This is a genomic window from Micromonospora sp. ATLC16 (assembly GCF_057196645.1).
Genome location: NZ_JBXUOW010000001.1, coordinates 192,774 through 216,710, shown reverse-complemented (window position 1 = coordinate 216,710; position 23,937 = coordinate 192,774). Strand labels below are relative to the sequence as shown.

Here is a 23,937-nt window from a genome sequence, read left to right as displayed (position 1 = left end):
CTCGACTTCCGACACTCCACGCACCCACCCTGCCGCGCCCCCGTCTCCCCGCGCTGCCCCTGTGGACAGCGGAGAGATCTTGGTCCGCCAGCGCCCCTCCAGGGGCAGCTTCGGACCAAGATTCGGCGCGGTCAGTCGTTGGTCTTCTTCGCCGTCGCCTTCTTGGCCGGTGTCTTCTTGGCCGGTGTCTTCTTGGCCGGTGTCTTCTTGGCCGGTGCCTTCTTGGCGGTGGCCTTCTTCTTCGGGGCCGGACCCTTTGCCCGCTTCTCGGCGAGCATCTCGGAAGCCTCCTCAAGGCTCAACGCCTCGGGCGTCTGACCGCGCCGCAGCGAAGCGTTGGTCTCCCCGTCGGTGACGTAAGGACCGAACCTGCCGTCCTTGATGACCAGGGGCTTCTCGGTCAGCGGGTCGTTGCCCATCTCCCGCAGCGGCGGGGCGGCGGCCCGACGCTGGCGGGTCTTCGGTGCGGCCAGCAACGCCAGGGCCTCGTCCAGCGTGACGGTGAACATCTTGTCTTCCGAGTCCAGCGAGCGGAACTCGTCACCACGCTTGACGTACGGGCCGTAGCGGCCGTTGTTGGCGAACACCTCCGCGCCGTCCGGGGCGACCCCGACCAGCCGGGGCAGGCTGAGCAGCTTGAGTGCCTCATCGAAGGTGAGTGAGTCCGGCGACTGCGAGCGCAGCAGCGACGACTTGCGCTCGCCGCTGGCCACGTACGGGCCGAACCGGCCGGACTTGAGCAGGATCGGCTCGCCGGTCGCCGGGTCGTCGCCCAGCTTGCGTTCGCCCCCGCCGCCGAGGAACAGCTCGTGCACCTTCTCCGGGGTCAGCTCGTCCGGCGCCAGCCCCTCCGGGATCGGCGCCCGGTCGCCCGGGCTGGTGCCCTCCTCGCCCTCGGCTGCGGGCGTCTGCTCCTCGCCGGGCACCGAGCGCTGTAGGTACGGCCCGTACCGGCCGACCCGCACCACCACCTCACGCCCGTCGTCGTCGGTGAACAGCGGGATCGAGTTGACGCTGCGCGCGTCGATCTCACTGAGGTTCTCGGTGACCAGCTTCTTCAGCCCGCCCGCATGCGCGATGGCCTGGTCGCCGGTGCCGTTGCTGCTGCCGAAGTAGAAGGCGGTGAGGAAGTCGACGGCGGCGTGGTCACCACCGGCGATCTCGTCCAGCTCGTTCTCCATGCTGGCGGTGAAGTCGTAGTCGATCAGACGCGGGTAGTGCCGCTCCATCAGCCCGATCACCGCGAAGGCCAGGAACGACGGGATCATCGCCTGGCCGCGCTTGACGACGTACCCCCGGTCCTGGATCGTCTGCATGATCGACGCGTAGGTCGACGGGCGGCCGATGCCCAGCTCCTCCAGAGCCTTCACCAACGACGCCTCGGTGTAGCGGGCCGGCGGCTGGGTGTGGTGGCCCTGCGCGGCCAGCTGGTCGGCGGTGAGCGGCTGGTCCTTGACCAGGTTCGGCAGCCGCCGCTCGGCATCCTCGGCCTCGGCGTTCTCGTCGTCACTGGACTCGACGTACGCCCGCAGGAAGCCCGGGTCGGTGATGGTCTTGCCGGTGGCGCCGAAGTCGGCCTCCTCGCCGCCGGAGGTGGTCGCCCGGATCCGCACCGAGACGCTGGAGCCGACCGCGTCGGTCATCTGCGAGGCGATGGTGCGCCGCCAGATCAGCTCGTAGAGCTTGAACTCCTCGGCCGACAACTCCTTGGCCACGTCGCCCGGGGTACGGAAGTTGTCTCCCGCCGGGCGGATCGCCTCGTGCGCCTCCTGCGCGTTCTTCACCTTGCCGGTGTAGCGACGCGGCTCCGGCGGCACGCTGCGCTCGCCGTACAGCTCGATGATCTGCCGGCGGGCCGCGGCGATGGCGGTCTCCGACAGGTTCACCGAGTCGGTACGCATGTAGGTGATGTAGCCGTTCTCGTAGAGCCGCTGCGCGGTGCGCATCGTCTGCTGCGACGAGAACCGCAGCTTCCGGGCCGCCTCCTGCTGGAGGGTGGAGGTGATGAAGGGGGCGTACGGGCGACGCCGGTACGGCTTCTCCTCGACCCGGGTGACGGCGAACGGCCGCCCCGCCAGGCGGGCGGCGAGCCCCCGGGCCCCGCCCTCGTCGAGGTGGACCACACCGGCACCCGGCCGAACCCGGCCGGTGGTCGGCTCGAAGTCCTTGCCGGTGGCGATCCGGTCGCCGTTCAGCGCGACCAGAGTGGCGTTGAAGCTGCGCGGCCCCTCGCCCGGATTGGTCACGGCGAGGGTGGCCAGGATGTCCCAGTACTCGGCGGTGCGGAAGGCCATCCGCTGCCGTTCCCGCTCGACCACGATCCGGGTGGCCACGGACTGCACCCGGCCCGCCGAGAGCTTCGGCATGACCTTCTTCCACAGCACCGGGGAGACCTCGTAGCCGTAGAGCCGGTCGAGGATGCGCCGGGCCTCCTGGGCGTCGACGAGATCCCGGTCGATCTCCCGGGGGTTGGCCACCGCCGCCTGGATCGCCGGCTTGGTGATCTCGTGGAAGACCATCCGCCGGACCGGCACCTTGGGCTTGAGGGTCTCCACCAGGTGCCAGGCGATCGCCTCGCCCTCACGGTCCTCGTCCGTGGCCAGGAAAATCTCGTCGACCTCCTTGGCCAGCTTGGTCAGCTTGCTGATCTGCTGCTTGCGGTCGGCGGAGACGACGTAGAGGGCGTGGAAGCCGTTGTCGACGTCGACGCCGAGCCGGGCCCACGGCTCACCCTTGTACCGGGCGGGCACGTCGGCGGCGTTGCGGGGCAGATCACGGACGTGCCCGAAGCTGGCCTCCACGACGTACCCCGGGCCCAGGTAGCCCGAGATCGTCTTGGCCTTCGCCGGAGACTCGACGATGACCAGACGGGTGGTTCCAGCGTTGCTCGGCACGTCTGTTTCGACCTCATTCCCACTCAATGGCCGCGCCTGGCCGGCCTGGGGCGCACTCGACCCACCGGTGCTCGGCGGTCCGGATGTCCAACGTAACGCGCCGTCCGTGTTTCGGGTTTCGCGGGCGGCGATCCGCCCCGGACAATCTGTGGTCACGCCGGACGGCGTCACCGTACACCCTGGGTAGGGTGACGAGCGGGCCGCTGTGACCACGGCAGCCCCTCGGTGGAGGTCAAACCCGGCCGATCCTCCCTGTGTTCCCCCGACACCCGGCTGTCTCAGATCGGACAGCCGCCCTGGCCGTCAGGCCCGGGTCGGCCAGGCCGAGGGCGGGCTCGCGGGCGGGCGCTCACCGACCAGCTCGGCCAGCCGCTGCGTCCCGCGACGGCCCGCGATCCGGTACACGGGCCCACCCGGTCCCGCCTCGACCAGTTCTCCGGTCAGCCCGGCCGTGGCCAGGGCGGCACCGACCGCGGCCCATCGAGCCGGTTCGCCACCGCCGAGGTGGAGCAGGAAGTCGGGCGGATCGGCCACACCGGCCGCGGCCAGCCAGAGGCGCAGCCGCCGGCCGTCGAGCTGGAACCCCGGCGGCGGATGCTGCGTCGGGCCGCGCAGCCAGGCCGCCGCGAGCGGCACGATCGTCCGGGTGTACGTGGTCCGCACCGCGTAACGCTGGTCCTCGGTGGGTCCCCAGCTGCTCCGGACGCCCCGCTGGGCCAGTTCAGCGATGAGCACGTGCACCCGCCACGCGGCGGCCACCACCACCGACAACCGGGCCGTGCCGCCCATCCGGTGCACCTCGCCCGGGCCGGCGAGCAGCCCGGCGAGGTCGGCCACGGAGGGCTCACCGGTCTCCGCGCCGAAGAAGACCAGTTGCCGGTCGCTGCCGGTGGCGTCGACCGGCGACGTTGTCGGGCGGTCCGGAGAGTCGTGCTCGGCCGGCGGGTCGGCGGGGGCGCGTCGACGGCCGCTCGGCCGACGACGGCGCACCGGTGATGTCTCGTCGGGCGGTGGGAAGGACACCGGCAGCGGTTGCGCCGCCGGTGTCTCGCCGGAACCGCTCAGCGGCATTCGGGTACCTCGTCGAAAGCGCGCTTCAACTCCTCGGAGTCGAGTCGGCTGGTGTCCAGCGCGCTGGCGTCGTACTCCTGCTGGAGGGTTTCCACGGCGGCCTGGACCCCGTCGTAGAAGGTGCTGGCCTCACCGGTGCCCAGGCCGTCGATGGTGACCCGGGCCCGGCCGTAGGCGTCCCGCATCGACGCTAGCGAGGCGCGGAAGCCGGCGGTAACCTCCTCGCCGTGCTCGACCTCGGGCACTCCGGCCTGCTCCACCTTGCGCCGGGCGGTCTCGCTGGCCTGCTCGGCGCCGCCGAAGAGCCGGACCAGGTTCTCCTTGGCCTGCGCCGGGGTGGTCTGCGCGGTCATCTGCTGATCGGTGCTGTTGGTCAGCTTGCTGATCTCGGCCCGCCAGGGGGTGAGCGCCGAACAGACCGAGGCGGCCCAGGCCCGCGGGCTGGGGCCAGCGGAGCCGCAGGCGACCAACATCATCAGCGTGGCCAGGACCACCGTGAACTTTCCGGCGGCTGCCGCCCGGCACGTACGCATGCGTTGCAGCGTACGGCTTCTCTCCCCGGTCGGCACCGGTCATCGGTACCGGGTCCGGAGGCGACCGGTCCCCGGCCGGCAGACAGCTGCCGACCGGGGACCGGTGTGTGCCACGCGTCAGGCCTTGATTTCCTCCGGACGCGGGTCCGCGCTGCCGGACCCGCTGTCGGCGTCGTCGCCCATCGCGATGCTCTTGCGCTTGCTGAAGACCACCGCCGCGACGACGATCAGCGTCGCCACCGCCGCGATGGTGACCCGCAGGCCGACGTTGCGGTCGTCGCCCACGCTCCACGCCACCACGGCCGGCGCGATCAGCAGCGCCACCAGATTCATCACCTTGATCAGCGGGTTGATGGCAGGGCCGGCGGTGTCCTTGAACGGGTCGCCGACGGTGTCACCGATGACGGTCGCGGAGTGCGCCTCGGAACCCTTGCCGCCGTACGCGCCGTCCTCGACCATCTTCTTGGCGTTGTCCCAGGCGCCACCGGAGTTGGCCAGGAAGACCGCCATCAGGGTGCCGGCACCGATCGCACCGGCCAGGTACGACGCCAGCGCGCCAGGCCCGAGGCCGAAGCCGACCGCGATCGGCGCCAGGATGGCCAGCAGGCCGGGGGTGAGCAGCTCACGCTGTGCATCGCGGGTGCAGATGTCGACGACCTTGCTGTACTCCGGACGCTGGGTGCGGTCCATGATTCCGGGCAGCTCGCGGAACTGCCGACGGACCTCCATCACCACGGCACCCGCCGAACGGGAGACCGCGTTGATGGCCAGACCGGAGAAGAGGAACACCACCGCCGCACCGATGATCAGGCCGACCAGGTTCTGCGGGTTCGACACGTTCAACGCGTTCAGGATCTCGGCACCCACGTCGGTCACCCCGGCGTCGGCGTACGCGGTTCGCAGCGTGTCGGTGTAGGAGCCGAAAAGCGCGGTCGCGGCCAGCACCGCGGTGGCGATCGCGATGCCCTTGGTGATCGCCTTGGTGGTGTTGCCGACGGCGTCCAGCTCGGTGAGCGTACGGGCGCCGTGCTCGTCGATGTCGCCGGACATCTCGGCCACACCCTGGGCGTTGTCGGAGATCGGGCCGAACGTGTCCATGGCGACGATCACGCCGACGGTGGTGAGCAGGCCGGTACCGGCCAGCGCCACGGCGAACAGCGACAGGGTGATCGAACCGCCGCCCAGCAGGAACGCGCCGAACACACCGCCGGCGATGAGCAGCGCCGAGTAGACCGCCGACTCCAGACCGACGCTGATGCCGGCGAGGATGACGGTGGCCGCGCCGGTCTGCGAACTCTTGCCGATGTCCTGCACGGGGCGCCGGTTGGTCTCGGTGTAGTAGCCGGTGAGCGCCTGGATGGCGGCGGCCAGCACGATACCGATGATCACCGCGCCGATGACCACGCCACGGGGGCCGAAGAGCGGGTCCCCGCCGTTGACGTTGAGCGTCTCCCGCCAGTCGTCACCGAGCTGCGCCGCCCAGGACGGCTGAAGGTAGGCGAACGAGGCCAGCGCGACCAGCACCGCCGAGATCAGCGCGGAGAGGTAGAAGGCCCGGTTGATCGCGGTCAGTCCGTTGCGGTCGGTGGCGCGCAGCCGGGTGATGAAGACGCCGATGATGGCGACCAGCACCCCGATGGTGGAGATGATCAGCGGCAGCACCAGGCCGTCGGTGCCGAACGCGGCCCGACCGAGGATGAGCGCGGCGACCAGGGTGACCGCGTACGACTCGAAGAGGTCGGCGGCCATGCCGGCGCAGTCGCCGACGTTGTCGCCCACGTTGTCGGCGATGGTGGCGGCGTTACGGGGGTCGTCCTCGGGGATGCCCTGCTCGACCTTGCCGACCAGGTCGGCGCCGACGTCGGCGGCCTTGGTGAAGATGCCGCCACCGACCCGCATGAACATGGCCAGCAGGGCGGCGCCGAAGCCGAAGCCCTCCAGCACCGTCGGCGCGTCACCCCGGAAGATCAGGACGACCAGCGCGGCGCCGAAGAGGCCGAGACCGACGGTGAGGAAGCCGACCACGCCACCGGTCCGGAAGGCGATCTTCATGGCCGACTCCCGGCCACCTTCCCGCTCCCGGGCGGCGGCGGCCACCCGCAGGTTGGCCCGGGTCGCCAGCCACATGCCCGCGCCACCGATGAAGGCACTGAACAGGGCACCGACCACGAAGAAGAGCGAGCGACCGATCTTCACCGCGGTCTCGCTGCCGTCGGTGTCGTGCACCGGCAGCAGGAACAGCAGCACCACGGCGATCACCACGAAGATCGCCAGGGTCCGGAACTGCCGGAGCAGGTAGGCCGAGGCGCCCTCCTGCACGGCCCCGGAGATCTCCTGCATGTTGGTGGTGCCCTTGCCGGCGGCCAGCACCGTTTTCGTCAAGGCGGCGGCGAAGGCGAGCGCGACCAGCGCGATCACTGCGGCAATGACGACGTACGTGACATTGGCTCCGGTGAGGGAGATCCCGCCGCCCTCGGCGGCCAAGGTGTCGGACATCTGTGTCCTCCTGTGCCGAACAACGCGCCGGCCGGTGGAGACGCACCGCCCGGCGCCTGGATGCGAATTCGCAAGCGCGCGCCGATCCACCCGACGAACCAGCGCTTCACGCCCATCTGCGCTGGGTGCCGGGTGGATCACTTGCTGACAACCCGCGTACTCTAGCCGCCCGCAGTGTTCGAGGTCACACCGAGGTGGCGGCGGGTCTGGATGATCTCCGTCGCTGTGTTACCAGCCGAAATCTGATATGGGAAGCGGCCCATGGTGATCCGGTAGCGGTCGGCCGGAGCGGCCGGGCCCTCGGTTCAGTGGTTGACCGGCCAGACCATCCGCACCTCGGTGCCGACACCCTCGTCGACCGGACGGACCTGAAGATCCTCGACGAATCCGGCGAGCAGAGCGAAGCCGACCCCGGTCGTCAGGTCGTCCTCGTTCAGCGACTCGTTGGCCAACTGGTCGGCATCGAGCGCGGCCAGACCGATGCTCGCCTCGATCGGGGCCCGATCCACCACGCGCACCGAGTACGCCCCCGAGTCGGACATCTCCACCAGCACCGACTCGGCGACGCCGTGCTGGCGGTGCAGGGCGACCGCCCGGGTGCACGCCTCGCCGATGGCCAGGCGGACCTCGTCGAGCAGATCCTCGCGAACGCCCGCGCGCCGGGCCACCGCGACGCCGACCAGGCGGGCGGTACGCACGTGCACCGGCGCGGGCGAGAAGGAGAGCCGGACCGTGGCCATCACTGGCCGGCGCCGGTCGCTGCTTCGACCGTCGGGTACAGCGGAAACACCTGGTCCAGCGCGGTGATCCGGAAGATCTTGAGCAACGGCTCCTTGTCGCAGACCAGCGCGAAGGTGCCGTCCGCGGAGCGCAGCCGCTTGAGCGCGCCGACCAGCACGCCCAGCCCGGTGGAGTCGAGGAAGTCCACCCGACCCAGGTCGACGACCACGTGCCGGGCCCCGGCTTCGATCAGTTCCAGAAGCCGTTCGCGCAGCCGGGGGGCGGTGTAGACGTCCACCTCACCGCCGACCTCGAGCACCGTGTGCTCACCCACGGTCCGGGTCGCCAGTGACAGCTCCATCCGTCCTCCTCAGGCAGCCGTAAAGTCTCTTGGCATCTAACCACTACCCCAGGGTCGGGCCGACAACTCACCGGGGCAGGTGCATCCGTACCGGCACGCCGATTTCCCATTTCCGAACACCAGTGCGAGAGTGCAGGACGTGACCTCGGCAGCCACCGTATCCGCCGGCAGCGGCCCCGAGCGACCGCCCGGCGCGGTCCCGGCCGACCCGGCGGGCCCGGTTCCCGTGGCCGGCCCGCCGGATGACGTCCCCACCGGCGCGCCGGTCGTGTCGCCCGGAGAACTGCTGCGCCGGCTACGCCAGCGGCACCCCGCCGATCCGGTCACCCACGTCGAGCGGGTGCCGCCCCGGCCCGGGGCGGCGGCACCGTGGCCGTCCTGGGCACCGGAGGAACTGCGCGCGGCGTACGCCCGGCGCGGCGTGGTGACACCGTGGCGGCACCAGGCCGAGGCGGCCGGCCTGGCGTACGACCGCCAGCACGTCGTGGTGGCCACCGGCACCGCGTCCGGCAAGTCCCTGGCGTACCAGTTGCCGGCGCTGGCCACGCTGCTCGCCGACCCGCGCGCCACCGTGCTCTACCTGGCACCGACCAAGGCGCTCGCCGCAGACCAGTTGCGCGCCGTCGCCGCGTTGGAGATCGAGGGCGTACGCCCGGCCTGCTACGACGGCGACACCCCGCGCGCCGAGCGGGAGTGGATCCGGCGGCACTCCCGGTTCGTGCTGACCAATCCCGACATGCTGCACCACGGCATCCTGCCCGGGCACGCCCAGTGGTCCGGTTTCCTGCGTCGACTGGCGTACGTGGTGGTGGACGAGTGCCACGTCTACCGGGGCGTGTTCGGCTCACACGTCGCCCACGTGCTGCGTCGGCTGCGGCGGCAGTGTGCCCGGTACGGTCGCGCCGCCGGCCCGACGTTCGTGCTGGCCTCGGCGACGTCGGGCGATCCGGCCGCGGCGGCCGGCCGGCTGACCGGCCTCCCGGTGACGGCCGTCACCGAGGACACCTCACCGCGCGCGGGGGTCACCTTCGCCCTCTGGGAGCCGCCGTTGCTTCCGCCGGACCCGTCCGCCGCCACGCCCACGCCGGCACCACGCCGGGAGCGGGCCGGGAGGCCAGGTGCGTCCGGGGAGCCCGACCCGGGGTCCGATCTGACCCAGGTTCGCCGGTCGGCGCTGCGGGAGACCGCCGACCTGCTCGCCGACACCGTCGCCGCCGGGGTACGCACGCTGGCCTTCGTCCGCTCCCGCCGGGGTGCCGAGGTGGTGGCGACCAGCGCCCGACGCAGTCTCGACGAGGCGGTGCCGGGGCTCGGCGACCGGGTGGCCGCATACCGGGCCGGCTACCTGCGCGAGGAGCGTCGCGAGTTGGAGCGGGCGCTGCTGCACGGCGAGCTGCTGGGGCTGGCCTCGACCAATGCTCTGGAGCTGGGGGTCGACCTGATCGGGCTGGACGCGGTCATGATCTGCGGCTATCCGGGCACCCGGGCGTCGCTGTGGCAGCAGGCGGGCCGGGCCGGGCGCTCCGGTCAGGAGGCCCTCGCGGTGCTGGTGGCCCGGGACGACCCGCTGGACACCTACCTGGTGCACCATCCGGAGGCGGTCTTCGGTGCGCCGGTGGAGGCGACCGTGCTCGACCCGGCCAACCCGTACGTGCTCGGTCCGCAGCTGGCCTGCGCGGCGGCGGAGGCCCCGTTGACCGCGGCCGACCTGGAACTTTTCGGTGACGGCGCAAAGGAGGCCGTGGCGGCGCTGGTCGAGGCGGGCGCGCTGCGCCAACGGCCCACCGGCTGGTACTGGCGACACCGGGAACGCCCCGAGGTGGATCTGCGCGGCGAGGGCGGTGCCCCGGTCTGCGTGGTGGAGGCGGCGACCGGCCGGCTGCTCGGCACGGTCGACGGCGGCTCCGCGCACTTCCTGCTGCACGCCGGCGCGGTCTACCTGCATCAGGGCGTGTCGTACGTGGTCGACTCGCTCGACCTGGACGACGGATGCGCGCTGGTGCGGCCCGAGGAGCCGGACTGGTCCACCCACGCCCGCGACGTCACCTCACTGTCGGTGGTCTCGGTGCGTTCCTACGTCGACGCCGGACCGGTCGGGCTCTTCCTCGGCGAGGTGGACGTCACCAGTCAGGTGGTCTCCTACCAGCGGCGACGGATTGCCACCGGCGAGGTGATCGACACCCGTCCGCTGGACCTGCCGGCGCGTGAGCTGCGTACCGTCGCGGTCTGGTTCACCCTCTCCCCCGAGTCGCTGATCGCCGCCGGGGTGGATCCGGCCGACGTGCCGGGAGCGTTGCACGCGGCCGAACATGCCGCGATCGGGCTGCTGCCGTTGGTCGCCACCTGCGACCGGTGGGACATCGGCGGGCTCTCCACGGCGGTGCACCCGGACACCGAGGCGCCGACCGTCTTCGTCTACGACGGCCATCCGGGGGGCGCGGGCTTCGCCGAGCGGGCCTACGGGATGGCGGCGTCCTGGCTCCGGGCCACCCGGGCCGCGATAGCCGAGTGCGGCTGCGAGGCCGGCTGCCCGTCCTGCGTGCAGTCACCCAAGTGCGGCAACGGCAACAACCCGCTGTCCAAGCCGGAGTCGATCCTGGTGCTCGACGTGGTGCTCGCCAACCTGCCGGAATGACGTCGCGGGTATGAAAACCGGGGCCACCGGGCAATGATGGTGGGAGCGCTTCCATCGAGCGCCGTGCTTGCCGTTCACCGTCCTTGCCAGCATGGAGGAGAGGCCGTGGCCGACACCATCGCCGAGACCGTCGACCTGCTCTACACCATCGATCAGGAGAAGCTCGACATCAACCAGCAGATCGCGCTGGGGACCGCGCTCGCCACCCTGGCCCAGGCCGAACGGCTGGATCAGATCAACGAACGTCTGCGCACCATCCATCTGCTGTTGACCACCATGACGCACCGGTCGGGCGTGGACGGCGTCCGCTGACCCGGCGGACCCTGAACGCAGCCGTTGTCCTACTGTGCGACACTCCGGCGCACCACAATCGAGGAGTTCTCATGCAGCTCGACAGCTTGCAGGCACAGCAGCAGTTCCACATCCGCCAGCGCGTGCGGTTCATGGTCAACCAGTACGAGGTGCACAGCGTCACGCCGGACGGTTCCGAGGGTGGGCTGCTGGCGTTCGCCCAGCAGAAGCGGCTCGCCTTCAAGGAACAGGTGACGATCTACACCGACGAGTCCAAGCAGCAGCCACTGCTCGGCTTCAAGGCGCGCCAGCGCCTCGACCTCGGCGCCACGTACGACGTCACCGACGACGCCGGCAACCCGATCGGCCTGTTCCGGAAGGACTTCGCGCAGTCGCTGCTCCGCTCGACCTGGCACGTCGAGCAGGCCGGTCTGCCCAACGTCACCGGTCAGGAGCGCAGCATGCCGGTGGCACTGCTGCGCCGTTTCGTCGACTCGCTGTCCTGGTTGCCGTACCACTTCGACTTCGTCGCGGACGGTCAGCCCGTCTTCTCCGTGGTGAAGAAGTTCGGTCTGCGCGACCGATACGTCGTCGAGATCCAGAACCCGCAGATCGACCGCCGCCTGGTGATCGCCATGGCCGTCGCCCTCGACGCCCTCCAGGGCCGCTGACACCGGCCCCGACCTGGGATCCACCTCCCCCGCGGCCCGGCCCGCTCGACGTCGTGGTCGAGCGGGCCGGTCCATCTCCACCGACCCGACCGCCCTTGCCGGTACGCGGTCAGCCGCGCAGCGGGCCGGCCCGGCTGGTGACCTCGGCGGCCCGGGTCATTCCCGGCAACGGGCTCACGATCACCTCAGTGGTGACCAGCACGTCCAGCCCATCGATCTGGCACCGCACCAGCCGGGCAGCGTTCGCGGCGACCAACTCCGCTGCCCGCGCGCACGCCACCGGCTCGTCCTGAAGGACCCGAGCCGCACCCGCGAGAGCGCCGAGATCGGCGGCCACCCGGGCCTGCTGCCGCGCCACCCGAGCCGCTCCCACACCCGCGCCGAACAGGCCCGCCACGACGAACAACAACCCCACGCCGAGCAGGCAGATCGTGGCTCCACCCCGCTCACCACCCCGATTTCGCCCCCGGGCCAGCCAGCCCAGCTTCCACCCCGGCCAAAACTGCCACCGGGCAGGACGCCGCCGACCCGCGTGCAGGCCGCGCCCGGGGGCGGTGGTGGCAGGGCGAACTGCGGGGGTGCTCACGGTTGCGGCTCCGGCGCACCCGGCTCGACCGCCGCGACGGCCGTCGCCACGACGCTGATCGTGGGCAGATCGGCACCGAGGGCGCGGACGGAGGCGCGGACCGTCGCCCGGACGTGCTCACCGTCCGAGGCGACGAGCACCTCCGCCCCGGCCGGTGCGTGCCGGCTGCCGGCGGCGGTGCCCGGCTCTCCCCGGGAGGCGGCGAGCGCCGCCTCCCGGGCCGCGTCCAGGCACGCCGCCTTGGTGCTCACCGCGTTGATCGTGGTCAGCCCGGTGAGCAGCAGCAGCACCAGCGCCGGCAGGCCGGCCGCCATCTCGGCCGTGAACGATCCCCGGTCGTGGCCGGCCGGCCGGCGCCCGGTCACTTCAGTGCCCGGTCGATGACGGCGGTCAACGCGGACTGCACACCGTCGGAGGTCAGCACCTTGAGCAGGACGCCGCCGAAGGCCACCGCGGCGAGCGTTCCGACCGCGTACTCCGCCGTGTTCATCCCGGCGTCCCCGCGAAGGCGGGCGAGAATTCTGCGCACGTGTTCGTCCTTTCTCGATGGGTTCACAGCACGTCGCCAAGGACAGCGACGATCACCGGCACCAGACCGGCGAGAATGAAGGCGGGCAGGAAGCAGAGCCCCAGCGGCAACACGATCAGCACGCCCGAACGGCGAGCGGCCGTCTCGAGCGCGACGGCCCGGTCCGCTCTCAGGTCGTCGGCGAGCCGGCTGAGCGCTCCTGCCAGGGCGGCGCCGCTGCTCGCCGAGCGGATCGCGGCGGTCGCCACCCGCTGCGCTCCCGGAACTGCCGCCAGATGTCCCCACGCCTCCGGGGGCCCACCGCCGAGTTGCAGGGTCCGACCGACCCGGGCAAGCTGCCGGCCCAGCGGCCCGCCAAGCGCGTCAGCCACTGCGAGCACCGAACGTTCGACGGGTGCCCCGGCCCGCAGCGCCGCCGCCAGCAGGTCAGCGGCGAGTGGTAGGTCGGCTGCGGCACGCAGTCGGTCACGGCGTACGGCCGGCGGCTCGATCCGCCGGAGCAGCCGGTCGAGCAGCACCGCCGTGGGCAGTGCCGCCACCGGGCCGGCCCAGCCTTCGATCAGCACCGCCACCGCCAGCCCGGACAGCCATGCGGTCAGCCGGACCAGGTCGGGCCGCCACTGGCTCGACCCTCGTGCCTCGGCTGCCGGAGCATGTGCCGAGGTCCCGCCAGCTGAACCGTCCCGCGCGACGGTCGGTGACGCCCCACGCCACCTGGGCTGTCGGGGCATCGAACTCCAGAACCGCTGACCTGTTCGGCTGGCCGTCACGTTTCTGGACAACCGGCGCAACCGACGCCGGGGCCGGTATCGGCCGACCGCGAGCGCGGCGGCCAGGGTTGCACCGGCCAGACCACAGGCGACCAGTGGCGTCCCGGACATCAGCTGTCCCCGGACGAGGTGGCCGAGAGACGCTCCGCCCAGAGCAGCCCGGTCACCTGAAGGCCCACGGCAGCGATCGCGCAAGCGCCGCCGACCGGGGTGTGCAGCAGCACCCGAAGTGGGTCCACCCCGATCCCGTAGCCGAGGCCGATCCCGCCCAGCGGCAGAGCAGCCAGCAACCAGGCAGTGGCCCGGGCACCGGACGCCTGGGCCGTGGCCGCAGCCAACCCTCGGTCCGTCGCCCGGGCATCGGCCTCGATCCGCTCCACCAGATCGGCCAACGGCGCTCCCGTACGTTCAGCCAGCCGCACCGCAGCCCCGGCCAGTCGCCCGAGGCGGTCTCCCGCCGAACCGGGCGCGCCTTCGTCGGCCAGACACAGCTCGGACCCGACGGGCTGACCGGCGTCGGCCTCGTCCGGCCGGACCGGTGGCGCCGCACCTGAAGTGGCGCTGGGAAGCGAATTGGTCAGCACCTGCGCGGCCACCGGCACCGGCAGACCGACCCGCAGGTCCCCGGCCAGGGCAGACAGCTGATCCAGCCGTTCCCGGCGCTCCCGGTCGGCCCGGCCCACAGTTGCCCGACGGCGGATCGCCCGCACCCCCAGGGTGCCGTAGCCGGCCAGCGCCGTCGCCGCCACCGGACCGGCGAGCAGCCCGCCGACCGCCGCGCCGACCAGGCAGGTCAGCACCAGGATGGGTCGTGGCCTCACGAGCAGCGCCGCCGGTCGGCTCATCCCCGTCGAGCGCTGATCGGCCTGTTCACGCAGGTCGGCCTGTTCACGCAGGTCGGCCTGTTCACGCAGGTCGGCCTGCTCGCGGAGGTCGGCCGGTGCCAGGTGATCGGTGCCGCCTGCGGCGATCTGATCCTCGTCCGGCACCGCCGTGCCGAGCGACCCTGCCGTCGACTCCACAACGGCGGGTGCTGGTCCCCGTACGACCACACCGGGCACGCCACCGGGCCGATTCGGCCGCCGGCTTCCGCGCGGCCCCGGCGGACGAGGCGCGGTCGGTGCTGTCGGCGGTCCTGACCTGGGCCGGACGATCGGGGAAGCAGCCGGCCTGCACGGGTGGGCCACCATCGAGGAAGGCGGTGTCTCCGGCGTCGGCCACCCGACACCGGTCCGTTCCGGGCCGCTCCGACGTGGGCCCTGCGGGCCGTCCCCGTCACGCCGACCGCCCGCTTCCCGCAGGGCGACGACCCACGCGACCAGCGCGTCGTCGGCCGCTTTCCCGTCATCTCCGGACCAACTCAGCACCCGTCGCCAACGCATCCGGTGTGCGAGTGCCAGCAGGACCGGCAAGACCGACACCGCCCACCACCACGCGCCGCTCACGACGAGACCGCCGACGCGGGCCACGGCTCACACAGGATCGGCGGCACCGGCACATCGCGGTTGCGGATCAGCGTGCCCAGCGCCCGGGCGGCCAAACCGAGGCCTCGACTGCGGATCCACGCAGGAACGGCGGTGACCAACCGGTCGGGCCCCTCCGGCAGCAGCAGACAGATGGACTCCAGCACGCGGCCCTGCGGCGTACGGCGAATCTGGAGCACCACCTGAAGCGCCGCCGCCACCTGGGCGTGTAGCGCCGGACGTGGCAGCCCACCGAGCAGACCGAGCGCCTCCAGCCGGGCCGGCACGTCCGACGGGGTGTTGGCGTGCAGCGTCCCCGCCCCGCCCTCGTGCCCGGTGTTCAGCGCGGCCAGCAGGTCGACCACCTCCGCGCCCCGACACTCGCCGACCACCAGGCGATCCGGCCGCATCCGCAGCGCCTGCCGGACCAGCTCGCTCAGGCCGACCGCGCCCGATCCCTCCACGTTGGCCGTACGCGTCTGCAGACCCACCACGTGCGGGTGCACCGGCCGCAACTCGGCGGCGTCCTCGACCAGCACGATCCGCTCGGTGGTCGGCACCAGGCCGAGCAGCGTGTTCAGCAGAGTTGTCTTGCCGGAGCCGGTGCCGCCGATCACCAGATAGGCGAGCCGGGCCGCCACCACGGCGGCCAGCACCGGCGCCACCGGCCGAACCACCGCACCCTGTGCCACCAGCTCGTCCAGCGTGAACGGCCGTTGCCGGAAGGTACGCAGCGACAGATAGGGCCCGTCGGTCGCCACCGGCGGTAACACCGCGTGCAGCCGCGTACCGTCGGCCAGCCGTGCGTCGGCGCACGGCGAACCGTCGTCCAGCCGACGACCTGCCCCGGCCGCGAGCCGCTGCGCGAGTCGGCGGACGTCGTCCGGAGTGCCCACCGGCACCGGCACCTGGTGCAGCCCCTGCCCCCGGTCGACCCACACCCGTGCCCCGTTGACCAGGACGTCCGTCACCTCGGGATCGGCCAGCAGCGCGGCCAGCGGCCCCGCGCCCACCAGGTCGTCGCGTACCCGGTCGGCCATCCGCAGCAGGGCGTTGTCACCGAGTACGGCGGCGTCGGGTTCGGCGCGTACCGCAGAAACGATCGCGGCCGGGGTGACCGGCGTGGTGGTGGCGGCGATCCGCTGCCGTACCCGGGCCGCAAGATTCTCCCCGGTCATGCCGCACCCGCCACGGGCTGACCGGTGAGTTCGTTGACGATCCGCTGGCAGAGCTCGGCCAGCGGGCCTCGCCCACCGGCCGCCGGGGCCTCGCCCCGTTCCAACCCCCGGCACAACCCGGGCTCAGGCCGTAGCGAACCGGCCAGTGGCAGACCGAGCGCTTTGGCGACCTCGGTGGCGCGCAGCCGGCCGGGAGCGGGACCCCGGACGATGACGGACAGGTCGGAACAGTGCGGCCCGACGGCCGCGACCACCCGGGCCGCCGCGGCGGTCGCCCGCAGTTCGGCGGGCACCACCACGAACACCCGGTCGGCCGCCTGAAGTGCGGTCACCGCGGCGTCGTCGAGGTGTCGGGGCAGGTCGGCCACCACGAAGTCCCGCCCCCGCCGGGCGGCGTCCAGGGTGGCGGCCACCGCCTCGGCCGGCACGGCGATCAGATCGCCACGGTCCCAGGAGAGCACCACCAGATCGCCCCGACTGGGCAACGCTCGCACCAGGGCGGGCGCGTCGACCCGCCCATCGGCCCCGGTCAGCGCCGGCCAGCGCAGCCCTTCCAGCTGTTCCCAGCCGAGAACCAGATCCAGGCCACCGCCGAGCGGATCGGCGTCGAGCAGGAGAGTACGCAGCCGTGCCCGGGCAGCGGTGACGGCGAGGCCACCGGCGAGAATGCTCGCACCGGCTCCGCCCCGGCCACCGATCAACGCGACCATCCGGGCCGAGGCTGTGGCCGCGCCCTCGACCCCGCATTCGGCGAACCGGTCCACCAGCCACGGCTCGGCCGCCGGCAACACGGCGACGTGTTCGGCACCGAGCAGGTCGGCCACCTGCCAACCGGACTCGACGTCACCGGACCGTCCCACCAGGACCAGCCCGGGACGCCGGGAAAGCCGCGCCCGCAGGCAGGGTTGCGCCTGGTCGCTGCCGACAAGGACCAGCGGGGATGGCCGCCAGCGGGTGCGGGCAGCCGCCGGATCGGCGGCCACCTCCACCTCGACTCCACCTGCGGCGGCGAGCCTGAGCAGATCATCGAGCAGGTCACCGTCCGAGGTGACGACCAGCGGCAGCCGCCGGTCCGGTGGAACGGAGGTACGGGATGGCATCGCGGCCTCCAAGCGATCGGCGCGGGTTCACTGGGTCGAACCCTGCCGCCGCTGTCACTTCGCACGCCGCCCCTGTCGGCTGGCCTGTGGACAACGAACCGTTGTGTGGACAGCGCCCACAAGGAGCGTTGATCTGTTATGGGGAGGGGGACGCCCATCGCATCTATCTCGACCCTCGTCAGCCGTGGCGCAACGTGACGCGCAACACGCATAATCGACGTTCCGTGCCGTCGGCAGAGAACGGCATCCCTCGTCGGATCGAGGTCATGACGCAGTCGCCAGATCACGAACATGCCCGTGTCGAGCCGAGGCTGCGGGTCGGCCCCTGGCTGTTCGACCCACGTTCCCGCGCCCGGCAACTGGCGGCACGCCCGGCACCGCGAGCACTTCCGCCAGCGCCGGAGCCGCCGGGTGCCGCGGCCGACCCACCCCCGCCCATCCGGGCAGCCGCCGTCTCCGTCGAACCCGCCCACCGCTCTCCCGGGCGAATGTCGCACCGGCTGGTGCTGGCCGGCCTCGCGGTCGCCACGCTCGGCCTCATGCTCACCGTGCTGTGGCCGGAAACCGAGCCACCGACGGTCGCGGCCCCCGATGTGCCGTCGGACTGGGTACCTCCTCCTCCAGGCAGCCCCGGATTCAACCTGGACGAAGTCGCGTCCGCCGACGTGCCGTCGCCGTCGGCCGCGTCGTCCGTCGGCGGAGTCGCGTCCTCCCGCCCGCAACTCAGCCGCAGGGCGACGCCGATCCCGTCGCCCACCCGGGCCGAGTCATCGACCGTGCCCGCCACGCCGAGCACCCGCCCGACACCCTCGCCAACTCGGCCGGCGAAACCGCCAGCGACCACCCGGCCACCCCAACCGGAGCACCTGACCCCGCTACCGGCATGGCGGGAGCGTGGGCTGCGCTCGGTCAGTGGCGGCAGCGAGACCAGCATCGAGTTCGTCAACCTGCGTTCGCGATCAGTGATCGTGTACTGGTTGGACCACCATGGGCAGCGGAGGCAGTACGCCGTGCTGCACCCGCGCGAGTCGTACCGGCAGCACACGTACGTCGGTCACCCCTGGGTGGTGACCGACCGGCGGGGTCGCGCGCTGGTCTGCTTCGAACCGAAGCGCACACCCGCCCGCGCCGTGATCGGATGACCCGGTTCTTTCCTGCCGTCCAACTGACCGGCTGCTTCTCCGAGGCCCACGGGTTCGTGCTGCTCGACCCCGTGCGCCTGGACCAGCATTTCGGTGCGAGCAGCACGGGTCGCGACCTGCTGGAGCTGTTCGCTACCACCGAGGCAAGGGGACGACCCGGTTCGGGGCAGTGACCCGACATGGCAGGCGGCATCCTCTGGCGGCACAGCCGCGATGGACGTCGACACCCTCTGCGGCGGCTTCACGTACCGGAGCAGGCACGGCGCAAAGGGACGACCCCCGTCGGGGGGATGCGGTTTCAAGCTACTGGCCGCTGCTATCCGGTCGCGGCCGGCATCGACGAGCAGGTGCCAGACATCGTTGCATGGTCTTCCGGTTCCACCCGTACCGACGCTCGCGCTGCCTTCTTGCTGCCTCGCTGTCTGACGTCTCACTCTTCCCGAAGCTTGTACGTGTCAGCTGCGATCGAGTCAGGGACGAGCAGAGGCTGGAGCGCTTCGGTCAACAAGCCAACGTCAGCTTCGGCGACGCGCAAGAGCGGCCGCCGAAGGTATGCGCTCCAACTCTTTGGCTGCCGGAACGTCTCAAGCCTGTCCGCCATCAATCCAATCTCCACACCACCCGGGAATGGGACGATTCCACGAATAGAGAGATCGAAGCCGGCATGGAACAGTCGGCCCCCCAGCTCAACAGGCGCTTCGAGCGGCCGCATCCCGCTCATGGCCCTAGCGACACCAAAGATTCGGCCCCTGTCGCGAACAACATTGTTCCAAGACCGCCGTGTCGCGTAGAGAAAGAGCGTGTCACCTTCCGCCACTTTGGCGGCTTCGCCGCGCATCGTCCGGGGCACCGCCATCCGCTGCTCCCGCAGCACCCACACGATGGAGTCGCGATGCCCCAGGACGACCAGGTAGGCGCGCGAAGACATGGAATGAGCGTAGCTGGATACGTGACAGGCTCAGCGCCAGTACTAGGCGGGCGACGCCAGGCTCGGGCCAGTGCTGGCACGGCCACGACAGCGACCGCCATAGGCACCGAGAGCGCCCCTGCGGTCACGCTGTGCTGCCTCAGAGGGCTTCCTGACTGGCGAACCGTAGGTCGCGGTCTGACCCTGAACGGGTACGGCATGGCTGTCGACACGCCCCTCCTGGCCGCCGATAGGATCGACGAGGCGGCGCAGCGATGACCACGCAGGCCCATCCGAGCCACGGCCGAACTGCAACAGGCCGGTTCGGCGGCAGTCGAGCGCAAGCCGGCCGCAGGGTTATGGCCCGTTTATCGGACCGACGAATAGCGCTAGAGGGGCAGATTTTCTTGACTACGCGGGGCATTTCAGAGACCGAGACGGTTATCAAGAGAATTCTCCCCTACCTGGTCCGACGCGGCTACGACGTCGCCACTGATCTAACATTCGAACTACCCGCCACAGATGGACATCGTCAGCGGTTCGTAGATATCGCCGTTGCTCTCGATGGCAAGAAAGTTAGCTTCCTAATCGAAGCAAAGAGGCAATCTCACCGCCTTACTGCTGCCGACCGGAAACAGGCGCTCGACTACGGCAAGCGCGTGGGTGCGCCCTTCGTCGCACTCACTAATGGCCAAGACCTAGAGCTGCTAAACGCAGCAACTGGTGTTGAGCTAACGCTGAATGGCGCACGATCCGGACGGTCGATGATTCCTCATCGATCACAGCTCCCTGGAGTCCTTCGACGCCTGAGAGCAAATCCGAATATTTCGGATCTCAGCCAGGATGACGAGAGCCTCCCCTTTCGACCTGGTCTTCCCCTGAAGCAGCTGAACGCTCTCTTCTACAGGTGCCACAGCAAGATCCGAAATCTTGAGAAGGATGAGGATTCAGCTTTCGCAGACTTCTCTAAGTTGCTGTTCTTGCGACTGCTAGAAGAGAAGGCCGACGAAAGCCCTTCGGACGTTGCGTTGCCATATTCATGGCGTTTTCATGAACTCGCAGCGCGGCCTAGCGACAGGGCCGACGAAGTCAAAACCCTAGTCGACAAGATGATCGATTACTGCCGTGGAATGTACGGCGACGTTATTACTGAAGGTTTGAAGCTTAAGCAGGCCAGGACATATGCATACCTAGTGTCCGAGCTATCAAAGGTTTCATTCACGGACAGCGGTCTCGACACCAAGGGTGCGGCCTTCGAATATTTTGTTCGCGCAACTCTCAAGGGGAAGAAGCTCGGTCAGTACTTCACCCCTCGGCAACTAGTCGACCTCATGCTTGAGCTTGTTGGACGCGACATGATTGTCAACGGTGCATCCAGCCGGTCAGACATCCGAGTACTTGATCCGGCCTGCGGCACCGGCGGCTTCCTCGTCTTCCTCATGAAAGACGCTCTTGAGGAAGTGGAGCGCAGGGCGAAGAAGAGGAGAATCACTGCGGCGATGCGCAGCGAGATCCGACAACGCATCATGCAGGATGTGTTCTTCGGGATGGACGCGAATCCAGGCGTCGCGTCTTCCGCCAAGATGAATATGATCGTCAGCGGGGACGGCCACACGAACATCACGGCCGAGAACAGTCTCGCCCTTAACGCTTCACAGTGGAGCATGGACGAGGGCGCCTACGATCTAATCATCAGCAATCCCCCTTTCGGAACCTCGGAGTCGGACCTTTCTCCCGACGACCTGGCCAAGTATCCGGTCCGAACCACTAAGGGCCAGCTTCTCTTCCTGCAGAGGATGGTGTTAGCTACCAAGCCGCGAGGACTGGTGTGCACAGTCATCGACGACGGGGCACTGAACACGGATAGCGCTGCTGAGGTGCGGCGCTGGATTCTCGAGAACTGCAGGGTCCTCGCCGTTATCAGCCTGCCCGCAAGCACCTTCAAGCCGAATAAGATCACGGTAAAGTCGAGCGTTTTGCTCCTCGAACGACTCGATCCCGACTTGGATGATCCTGAGGAAGACTACCCCGTCGTCTTCTGCTCACTCACCTCGCTGGGTTACCACCCATCAGGGGAAGCTATCAGGGGATTCAAGTTTGCGGACCTTCGAAGCCAGTTCGCCTCGCTGGTCGAGACGACGAGGGCCGAAACGACGGTAACGACCCAGTATTGGCGGTCGTTTACCGCGTCGGCATCTGAGGTGTGGTGCGACCGAACTCGTCGCCTTGACTTCAAGTATTGGGACAGCCGAGTCAGGAGCCAAATCTCTGACATCGTGAGCGCGGACGGCCTCACAATTGGCGACCTGAACTTGATCGAGACAGTCAGGGGGAAGAGCCCGGCGGCGACTATTTATGTCGATCGCGAGGATGGATATGCACGCGTACTTAAGGCCGGGTCATCGACCACTCATTATGGTGAGATCGTAGACTCGGGTGACTGGATAGAAAAGTCGACCTTCGACGAGATGCCAGACTCTTGCAAGGTAAGGCGTGGCGACGTGCTACTCGCCTCAACGGGTGACGGCACTCTCGGCAAAGCCGGCGTTTACGACGACGATATCCCCGCAATCGCGGATAGCCACATGACGATCATCCGAGTGGATCCCAAGGTCGTGGACCCCTTCTACCTGGCTGATTTCCTGCGGTGCGGCTTCGGAAGGGTGCAGTCGGACAGGCTTTACACGGGCTCTACCGGGCTCATCGAGCTAACGCCTGAGCATGTGGGTCGGATTGTTGTGCCTCTGCTGAGCGGGACCCAGGAGCAGCAAGCTCGCTCGGAGAAGCTTCGTGAAGCCGAGCGGTCAGTTCGTACGTCGATTAATGAGGCCGAGGAAAGGTTGCGTACCACCTGGAACGACTTCCGTGGCTTCGCGTTAGACCCGTACGCCCAAGCGGCAGCCCCCGCCGATGAACCGTCCGACAGTACGCCGCTACCCACGCCCGCATAACGCCGCAGCCCATCCCGTCGCCGTCGACCCGCCCCATGTGGGAGCGGGCCTCCGCCCGGCCCGCCACGTCAAGCGGACCTTGACATAGGTTCGGACGCTGGCGGGTCGGGCGGTGGTCTGCTCGGCTTGCCCGGGTCGACGGTGACGGGATGGCTCGCGCAACCACCCACGGACCGCAACGCGCCGACGGGGTTGCAACCATCTCGGAGCCCGAGCGCCCCCGCCGGAGGCGCAGTAACCGCAACCCCGCGACCGCTGCCAGCTCGCCGACGTGGCCGGCGTGCGCTCCCCTGCGCCGCGCGGGCTGGTGGCCGCGCGGCCCGGCCGGCTGCCGGCCCACTACCACCCGGTCAACCGCCCTGTCGTTCTGCGGCGGCCCCTTGGGTTTCCCGCTTCCGCGCCAGCCGCCGGGCGTGTTGCGTGGCCGGAGTCGTAGCGCCAGCGGAGCGACGGTCGCGCGCCCAGGCGGCGGCGCGTGCGGCCCGTTCAGGGCCGCCTTGAAGACGTACAGAAACTTTGAACCACTTCGCTGGCTGCCGGCCGGTCTGGTGTCGTCGGCCACCGGACACGGGATGGTGCGGACCGAGTGCGCTCCGTACCCTGGGCGGCATGGCCGCCCTCGTCGATGCCGCTCGGGAAGTCGCGCGGCAGCTGTTGGAGACGCCGTTGCCCCGCCGTTGGAGTCACGTCCAGGCCGTCGCTGCCAAGGCGGACCGGATCAGCGCGGCGGTACCGGTCGAGGATCGTGACGTGCTGGTGGCGTCGGCGTGGCTGCACGACGTGGGTTACAGCCCGGACCTGGTCGACACCGGCTTCCACTCCCTCGACGGTGGCCGTTGGCTACGGCGTGAGAGGTACGACGAGCGGATTGCCGCTCTGGTGGCTCACCACTCCTGTGCCTGGCTGGAAGCAGAGGAACGTGGGCTCGGCGAGGTCCTGGCCGCCGAGTTCCCTCGGGAGGAAACCGCGGTAACCGATGCTCTCTGCTTCTCGGACATGACGACCGGGCCGGACGGGCAGGACTTCGAAGTTCTGGAACGGCTGGCGGAGATCCGGTCGCGGTACGGGCCGGAGCACCTGGTGACCCGGTTCATCGGTCGGGCAGAGCCGGAGATGGCCGCCGCTGTGCAGCGGACTCAGCGCCGGTTCGCCGGCAACGCTCAGCGTCAGCCGATATAGGGCTGCGCCTCGTTCTCGTAGCCGTGGGTGATGCGGAGCAGGGTTGACGGGTGGATGTCGTACGCGGCCACCTCGTCGCGGGCAACCCACCGGACTTCGCGTGACTCGTCGCTCGGGGTCGGGGTGCCGCTGACGGGTGCGGCGCGAAAGCAGAGGGAGAACTGCTGCCGCACCTCGCCGTCGGAGTATGCGATGACGTGTCCGGGGTCGGAGTAGACGCCGACGACGCCGGTCACCTCGACGGTGATGCCGGTTTCCTCGTGGGTCTCCCGGACGGCTGCCTCTGCAACTGACTCGCCGATCTCCTGGCCACCGCCGGGCAGAGACCACAGGCCGTTGTCGGTGCGCTGGATAAGCAGCACCCGACCTTGTGCGTCTCGGACGAAGACGGAGACGGCCACGACGATGCTGTTGGCCTTCGGTGCGTTCGGGTCGTGGTAGTGCTCGGTCCTCGCCATGG

21 protein-coding genes and 1 pseudogene are annotated in these 23,937 nt (G+C 70.1%); 7 read left to right on the top strand and 15 right to left on the bottom strand.

Translation table 11 applies throughout. The features are described from left to right. Window positions 1-131 precede the first annotated feature (131 nt). From topA to AC2CHE_RS01045, 6 genes are all read right to left on the bottom strand, one after another. Entirely contained in the window at window positions 132-2,894 is a 2,763-nt protein-coding gene (topA, locus tag AC2CHE_RS01070) for a type I DNA topoisomerase (RefSeq protein WP_484502965.1), read from the bottom strand. Window positions 2,895-3,197: 303 nt separating this feature from the next. Then, the gene (locus AC2CHE_RS01065) at window positions 3,198-3,965 is read right to left on the bottom strand and encodes a hypothetical protein (RefSeq protein WP_484502964.1); all 768 of its coding nucleotides are present in this window, start codon (window positions 3,963-3,965) and stop codon (window positions 3,198-3,200) included. Beyond that, a complete protein-coding gene (locus tag AC2CHE_RS01060; protein ID WP_484502963.1) occupies window positions 3,956-4,498 on the bottom strand; it encodes a hypothetical protein in 543 nt (180 codons plus the stop codon). Before AC2CHE_RS01060 ends, AC2CHE_RS01065 begins: the two co-directional genes overlap by 10 nt. 117 nt (window positions 4,499-4,615) lie before the next feature. Continuing rightward, a complete protein-coding gene (locus AC2CHE_RS01055) occupies window positions 4,616-6,994 on the bottom strand; it encodes a sodium-translocating pyrophosphatase (RefSeq protein ID WP_484502962.1) in 2,379 nt (792 codons plus the stop codon). A 305-nt stretch (window positions 6,995-7,299) separates the two neighbouring features. Next, the gene (locus tag AC2CHE_RS01050) at window positions 7,300-7,737 is read right to left on the bottom strand and encodes an ATP-binding protein (RefSeq protein ID WP_484502961.1); all 438 of its coding nucleotides are present in this window, start codon (window positions 7,735-7,737) and stop codon (window positions 7,300-7,302) included. After that, window positions 7,734-8,075: an STAS domain-containing protein gene (locus tag AC2CHE_RS01045; protein WP_484502960.1), complete on the bottom strand. Its 342-nt coding sequence runs from the start codon at window positions 8,073-8,075 to the stop codon at window positions 7,734-7,736. The genes AC2CHE_RS01050 and AC2CHE_RS01045 overlap by 4 nt, the downstream gene beginning before the upstream one ends. A 139-nt stretch (window positions 8,076-8,214) precedes the next feature. Here AC2CHE_RS01045 and AC2CHE_RS01040 point away from each other — a divergent pair, with 139 nt between their 5' ends. The 3 genes from AC2CHE_RS01040 to AC2CHE_RS01030 all read left to right on the top strand — a co-directional run bounded on the left by AC2CHE_RS01040 (window position 8,215) and on the right by AC2CHE_RS01030 (window position 11,672). Continuing rightward, window positions 8,215-10,710 carry a DEAD/DEAH box helicase gene (locus AC2CHE_RS01040; protein ID WP_484502959.1) on the top strand — a complete coding sequence of 832 codons (2,496 nt, stop codon included), beginning with the start codon at window positions 8,215-8,217 and terminating at the stop codon, window positions 10,708-10,710. Between the two features lie 105 nt (window positions 10,711-10,815). Further along, entirely contained in the window at window positions 10,816-11,022 is a 207-nt protein-coding gene (locus tag AC2CHE_RS01035) for a hypothetical protein (protein ID WP_093404067.1), read from the top strand. Window positions 11,023-11,093: 71 nt separating this feature from the next. Next, complete coding sequence (locus AC2CHE_RS01030; RefSeq protein ID WP_484502958.1) at window positions 11,094-11,672, top strand: LURP-one-related family protein; 579 nt, start codon at window positions 11,094-11,096, stop codon at window positions 11,670-11,672. A 109-nt stretch (window positions 11,673-11,781) separates the two neighbouring features. Here AC2CHE_RS01030 and AC2CHE_RS01025 read toward each other — a convergent pair whose 3' ends face one another. From AC2CHE_RS01025 to ssd, 7 genes and pseudogenes are all read right to left on the bottom strand, one after another. Next, a complete protein-coding gene (locus AC2CHE_RS01025; RefSeq protein WP_484503030.1) occupies window positions 11,782-12,210 on the bottom strand; it encodes an Rv3654c family TadE-like protein in 429 nt (142 codons plus the stop codon). Between the two features lie 44 nt (window positions 12,211-12,254). Beyond that, window positions 12,255-12,572 carry a TadE family type IV pilus minor pilin gene (locus AC2CHE_RS01020; protein ID WP_484503029.1) on the bottom strand — a complete coding sequence of 106 codons (318 nt, stop codon included), beginning with the start codon at window positions 12,570-12,572 and terminating at the stop codon, window positions 12,255-12,257. Between the two features lie 47 nt (window positions 12,573-12,619). Beyond that, the gene (locus AC2CHE_RS01015; protein WP_205808979.1) at window positions 12,620-12,748 is read right to left on the bottom strand and encodes a DUF4244 domain-containing protein; all 129 of its coding nucleotides are present in this window, start codon (window positions 12,746-12,748) and stop codon (window positions 12,620-12,622) included. 62 nt (window positions 12,749-12,810) lie between these two features. Continuing rightward, window positions 12,811-13,518, bottom strand: coding sequence for a type II secretion system F family protein (locus AC2CHE_RS01010; RefSeq protein ID WP_484503028.1), 708 nt, complete (start codon window positions 13,516-13,518; stop codon window positions 12,811-12,813). Window positions 13,519-13,667: 149 nt separating this feature from the next. Further along, window positions 13,668-14,384: pseudogene (locus AC2CHE_RS01005) on the bottom strand (type II secretion system F family protein); the annotation flags it as partial. Between the two features lie 614 nt (window positions 14,385-14,998). Beyond that, entirely contained in the window at window positions 14,999-16,198 is a 1,200-nt protein-coding gene (locus tag AC2CHE_RS01000) for a TadA family conjugal transfer-associated ATPase (RefSeq protein WP_484502957.1), read from the bottom strand. Then, window positions 16,195-17,298 carry a septum site-determining protein Ssd gene (gene ssd / locus AC2CHE_RS00995; protein ID WP_484502956.1) on the bottom strand — a complete coding sequence of 368 codons (1,104 nt, stop codon included), beginning with the start codon at window positions 17,296-17,298 and terminating at the stop codon, window positions 16,195-16,197. The genes AC2CHE_RS01000 and ssd overlap by 4 nt, the downstream gene beginning before the upstream one ends. Before the next feature lie 266 nt (window positions 17,299-17,564). Between ssd and AC2CHE_RS00990 the strand changes: the two genes are divergently transcribed. Further along, window positions 17,565-18,440, top strand: a complete 876-nt coding sequence (locus AC2CHE_RS00990) for a VHL beta domain-containing protein (RefSeq protein WP_484502955.1) — start codon at window positions 17,565-17,567, stop codon at window positions 18,438-18,440. Continuing rightward, the gene (locus AC2CHE_RS00985; RefSeq protein ID WP_484502954.1) at window positions 18,437-18,613 is read left to right on the top strand and encodes a hypothetical protein; all 177 of its coding nucleotides are present in this window, start codon (window positions 18,437-18,439) and stop codon (window positions 18,611-18,613) included. Before AC2CHE_RS00990 ends, AC2CHE_RS00985 begins: the two co-directional genes overlap by 4 nt. A gap of 257 nt (window positions 18,614-18,870) precedes the next feature. Here AC2CHE_RS00985 and AC2CHE_RS00980 read toward each other — a convergent pair whose 3' ends face one another. Then, entirely contained in the window at window positions 18,871-19,368 is a 498-nt protein-coding gene (locus tag AC2CHE_RS00980) for a hypothetical protein (RefSeq protein WP_484502953.1), read from the bottom strand. A gap of 386 nt (window positions 19,369-19,754) precedes the next feature. On the opposite strand from AC2CHE_RS00980, the gene AC2CHE_RS00975 reads away from it, so the two are divergent. Both AC2CHE_RS00975 and AC2CHE_RS00970 read left to right on the top strand, forming a co-directional pair. After that, complete coding sequence (locus AC2CHE_RS00975) at window positions 19,755-22,298, top strand: N-6 DNA methylase (protein ID WP_484502952.1); 2,544 nt, start codon at window positions 19,755-19,757, stop codon at window positions 22,296-22,298. Window positions 22,299-22,907: 609 nt separating this feature from the next. Continuing rightward, window positions 22,908-23,477 carry an HD domain-containing protein gene (locus AC2CHE_RS00970; protein WP_484502951.1) on the top strand — a complete coding sequence of 190 codons (570 nt, stop codon included), beginning with the start codon at window positions 22,908-22,910 and terminating at the stop codon, window positions 23,475-23,477. On the opposite strand, the gene AC2CHE_RS00965 is transcribed toward AC2CHE_RS00970, so the two are convergent. Continuing rightward, a complete protein-coding gene (locus AC2CHE_RS00965; RefSeq protein WP_484502950.1) occupies window positions 23,465-23,935 on the bottom strand; it encodes an NUDIX hydrolase in 471 nt (156 codons plus the stop codon). The genes AC2CHE_RS00970 and AC2CHE_RS00965 overlap by 13 nt on opposite strands. Window positions 23,936-23,937 lie beyond the last annotated feature (2 nt).

Bases quoted from the DNA above. Each gene is read 5' to 3' on its own strand.
- AC2CHE_RS01065 (WP_484502964.1), bottom strand. From the start codon at position 3,965: ATGCCGCTGAGCGGTTCCGGCGAGACACCGGCGGCGCAACCGCTGCCG.
- AC2CHE_RS01060 (WP_484502963.1), bottom strand. From the start codon at position 4,498: ATGCGTACGTGCCGGGCGGCAGCCGCCGGAAAGTTCACGGTGGTCCTG.
- AC2CHE_RS01055 (WP_484502962.1), bottom strand. From the start codon at position 6,994: ATGTCCGACACCTTGGCCGCCGAGGGCGGCGGGATCTCCCTCACCGGA.
- AC2CHE_RS01045 (WP_484502960.1), bottom strand. From the start codon at position 8,075: ATGGAGCTGTCACTGGCGACCCGGACCGTGGGTGAGCACACGGTGCTC.
- AC2CHE_RS01030 (WP_484502958.1), top strand. From the start codon at position 11,094: ATGCAGCTCGACAGCTTGCAGGCACAGCAGCAGTTCCACATCCGCCAG.
- AC2CHE_RS01020 (WP_484503029.1), bottom strand. From the start codon at position 12,572: ATGGCGGCCGGCCTGCCGGCGCTGGTGCTGCTGCTGCTCACCGGGCTG.
- AC2CHE_RS01015 (WP_205808979.1), bottom strand. From the start codon at position 12,748: ATGAACACGGCGGAGTACGCGGTCGGAACGCTCGCCGCGGTGGCCTTC.
- AC2CHE_RS01010 (WP_484503028.1), bottom strand. From the start codon at position 13,518: ATGCCCCGACAGCCCAGGTGGCGTGGGGCGTCACCGACCGTCGCGCGG.
- AC2CHE_RS01000 (WP_484502957.1), bottom strand. From the start codon at position 16,198: ATGACCGGGGAGAATCTTGCGGCCCGGGTACGGCAGCGGATCGCCGCC.
- ssd (WP_484502956.1), bottom strand. From the start codon at position 17,298: ATGCCATCCCGTACCTCCGTTCCACCGGACCGGCGGCTGCCGCTGGTC.
- AC2CHE_RS00990 (WP_484502955.1), top strand. From the start codon at position 17,565: ATGACGCAGTCGCCAGATCACGAACATGCCCGTGTCGAGCCGAGGCTG.
- AC2CHE_RS00985 (WP_484502954.1), top strand. From the start codon at position 18,437: ATGACCCGGTTCTTTCCTGCCGTCCAACTGACCGGCTGCTTCTCCGAG.
- AC2CHE_RS00980 (WP_484502953.1), bottom strand. From the start codon at position 19,368: ATGTCTTCGCGCGCCTACCTGGTCGTCCTGGGGCATCGCGACTCCATC.
- AC2CHE_RS00970 (WP_484502951.1), top strand. From the start codon at position 22,908: ATGGCCGCCCTCGTCGATGCCGCTCGGGAAGTCGCGCGGCAGCTGTTG.
- AC2CHE_RS00965 (WP_484502950.1), bottom strand. From the start codon at position 23,935: ATGGCGAGGACCGAGCACTACCACGACCCGAACGCACCGAAGGCCAAC.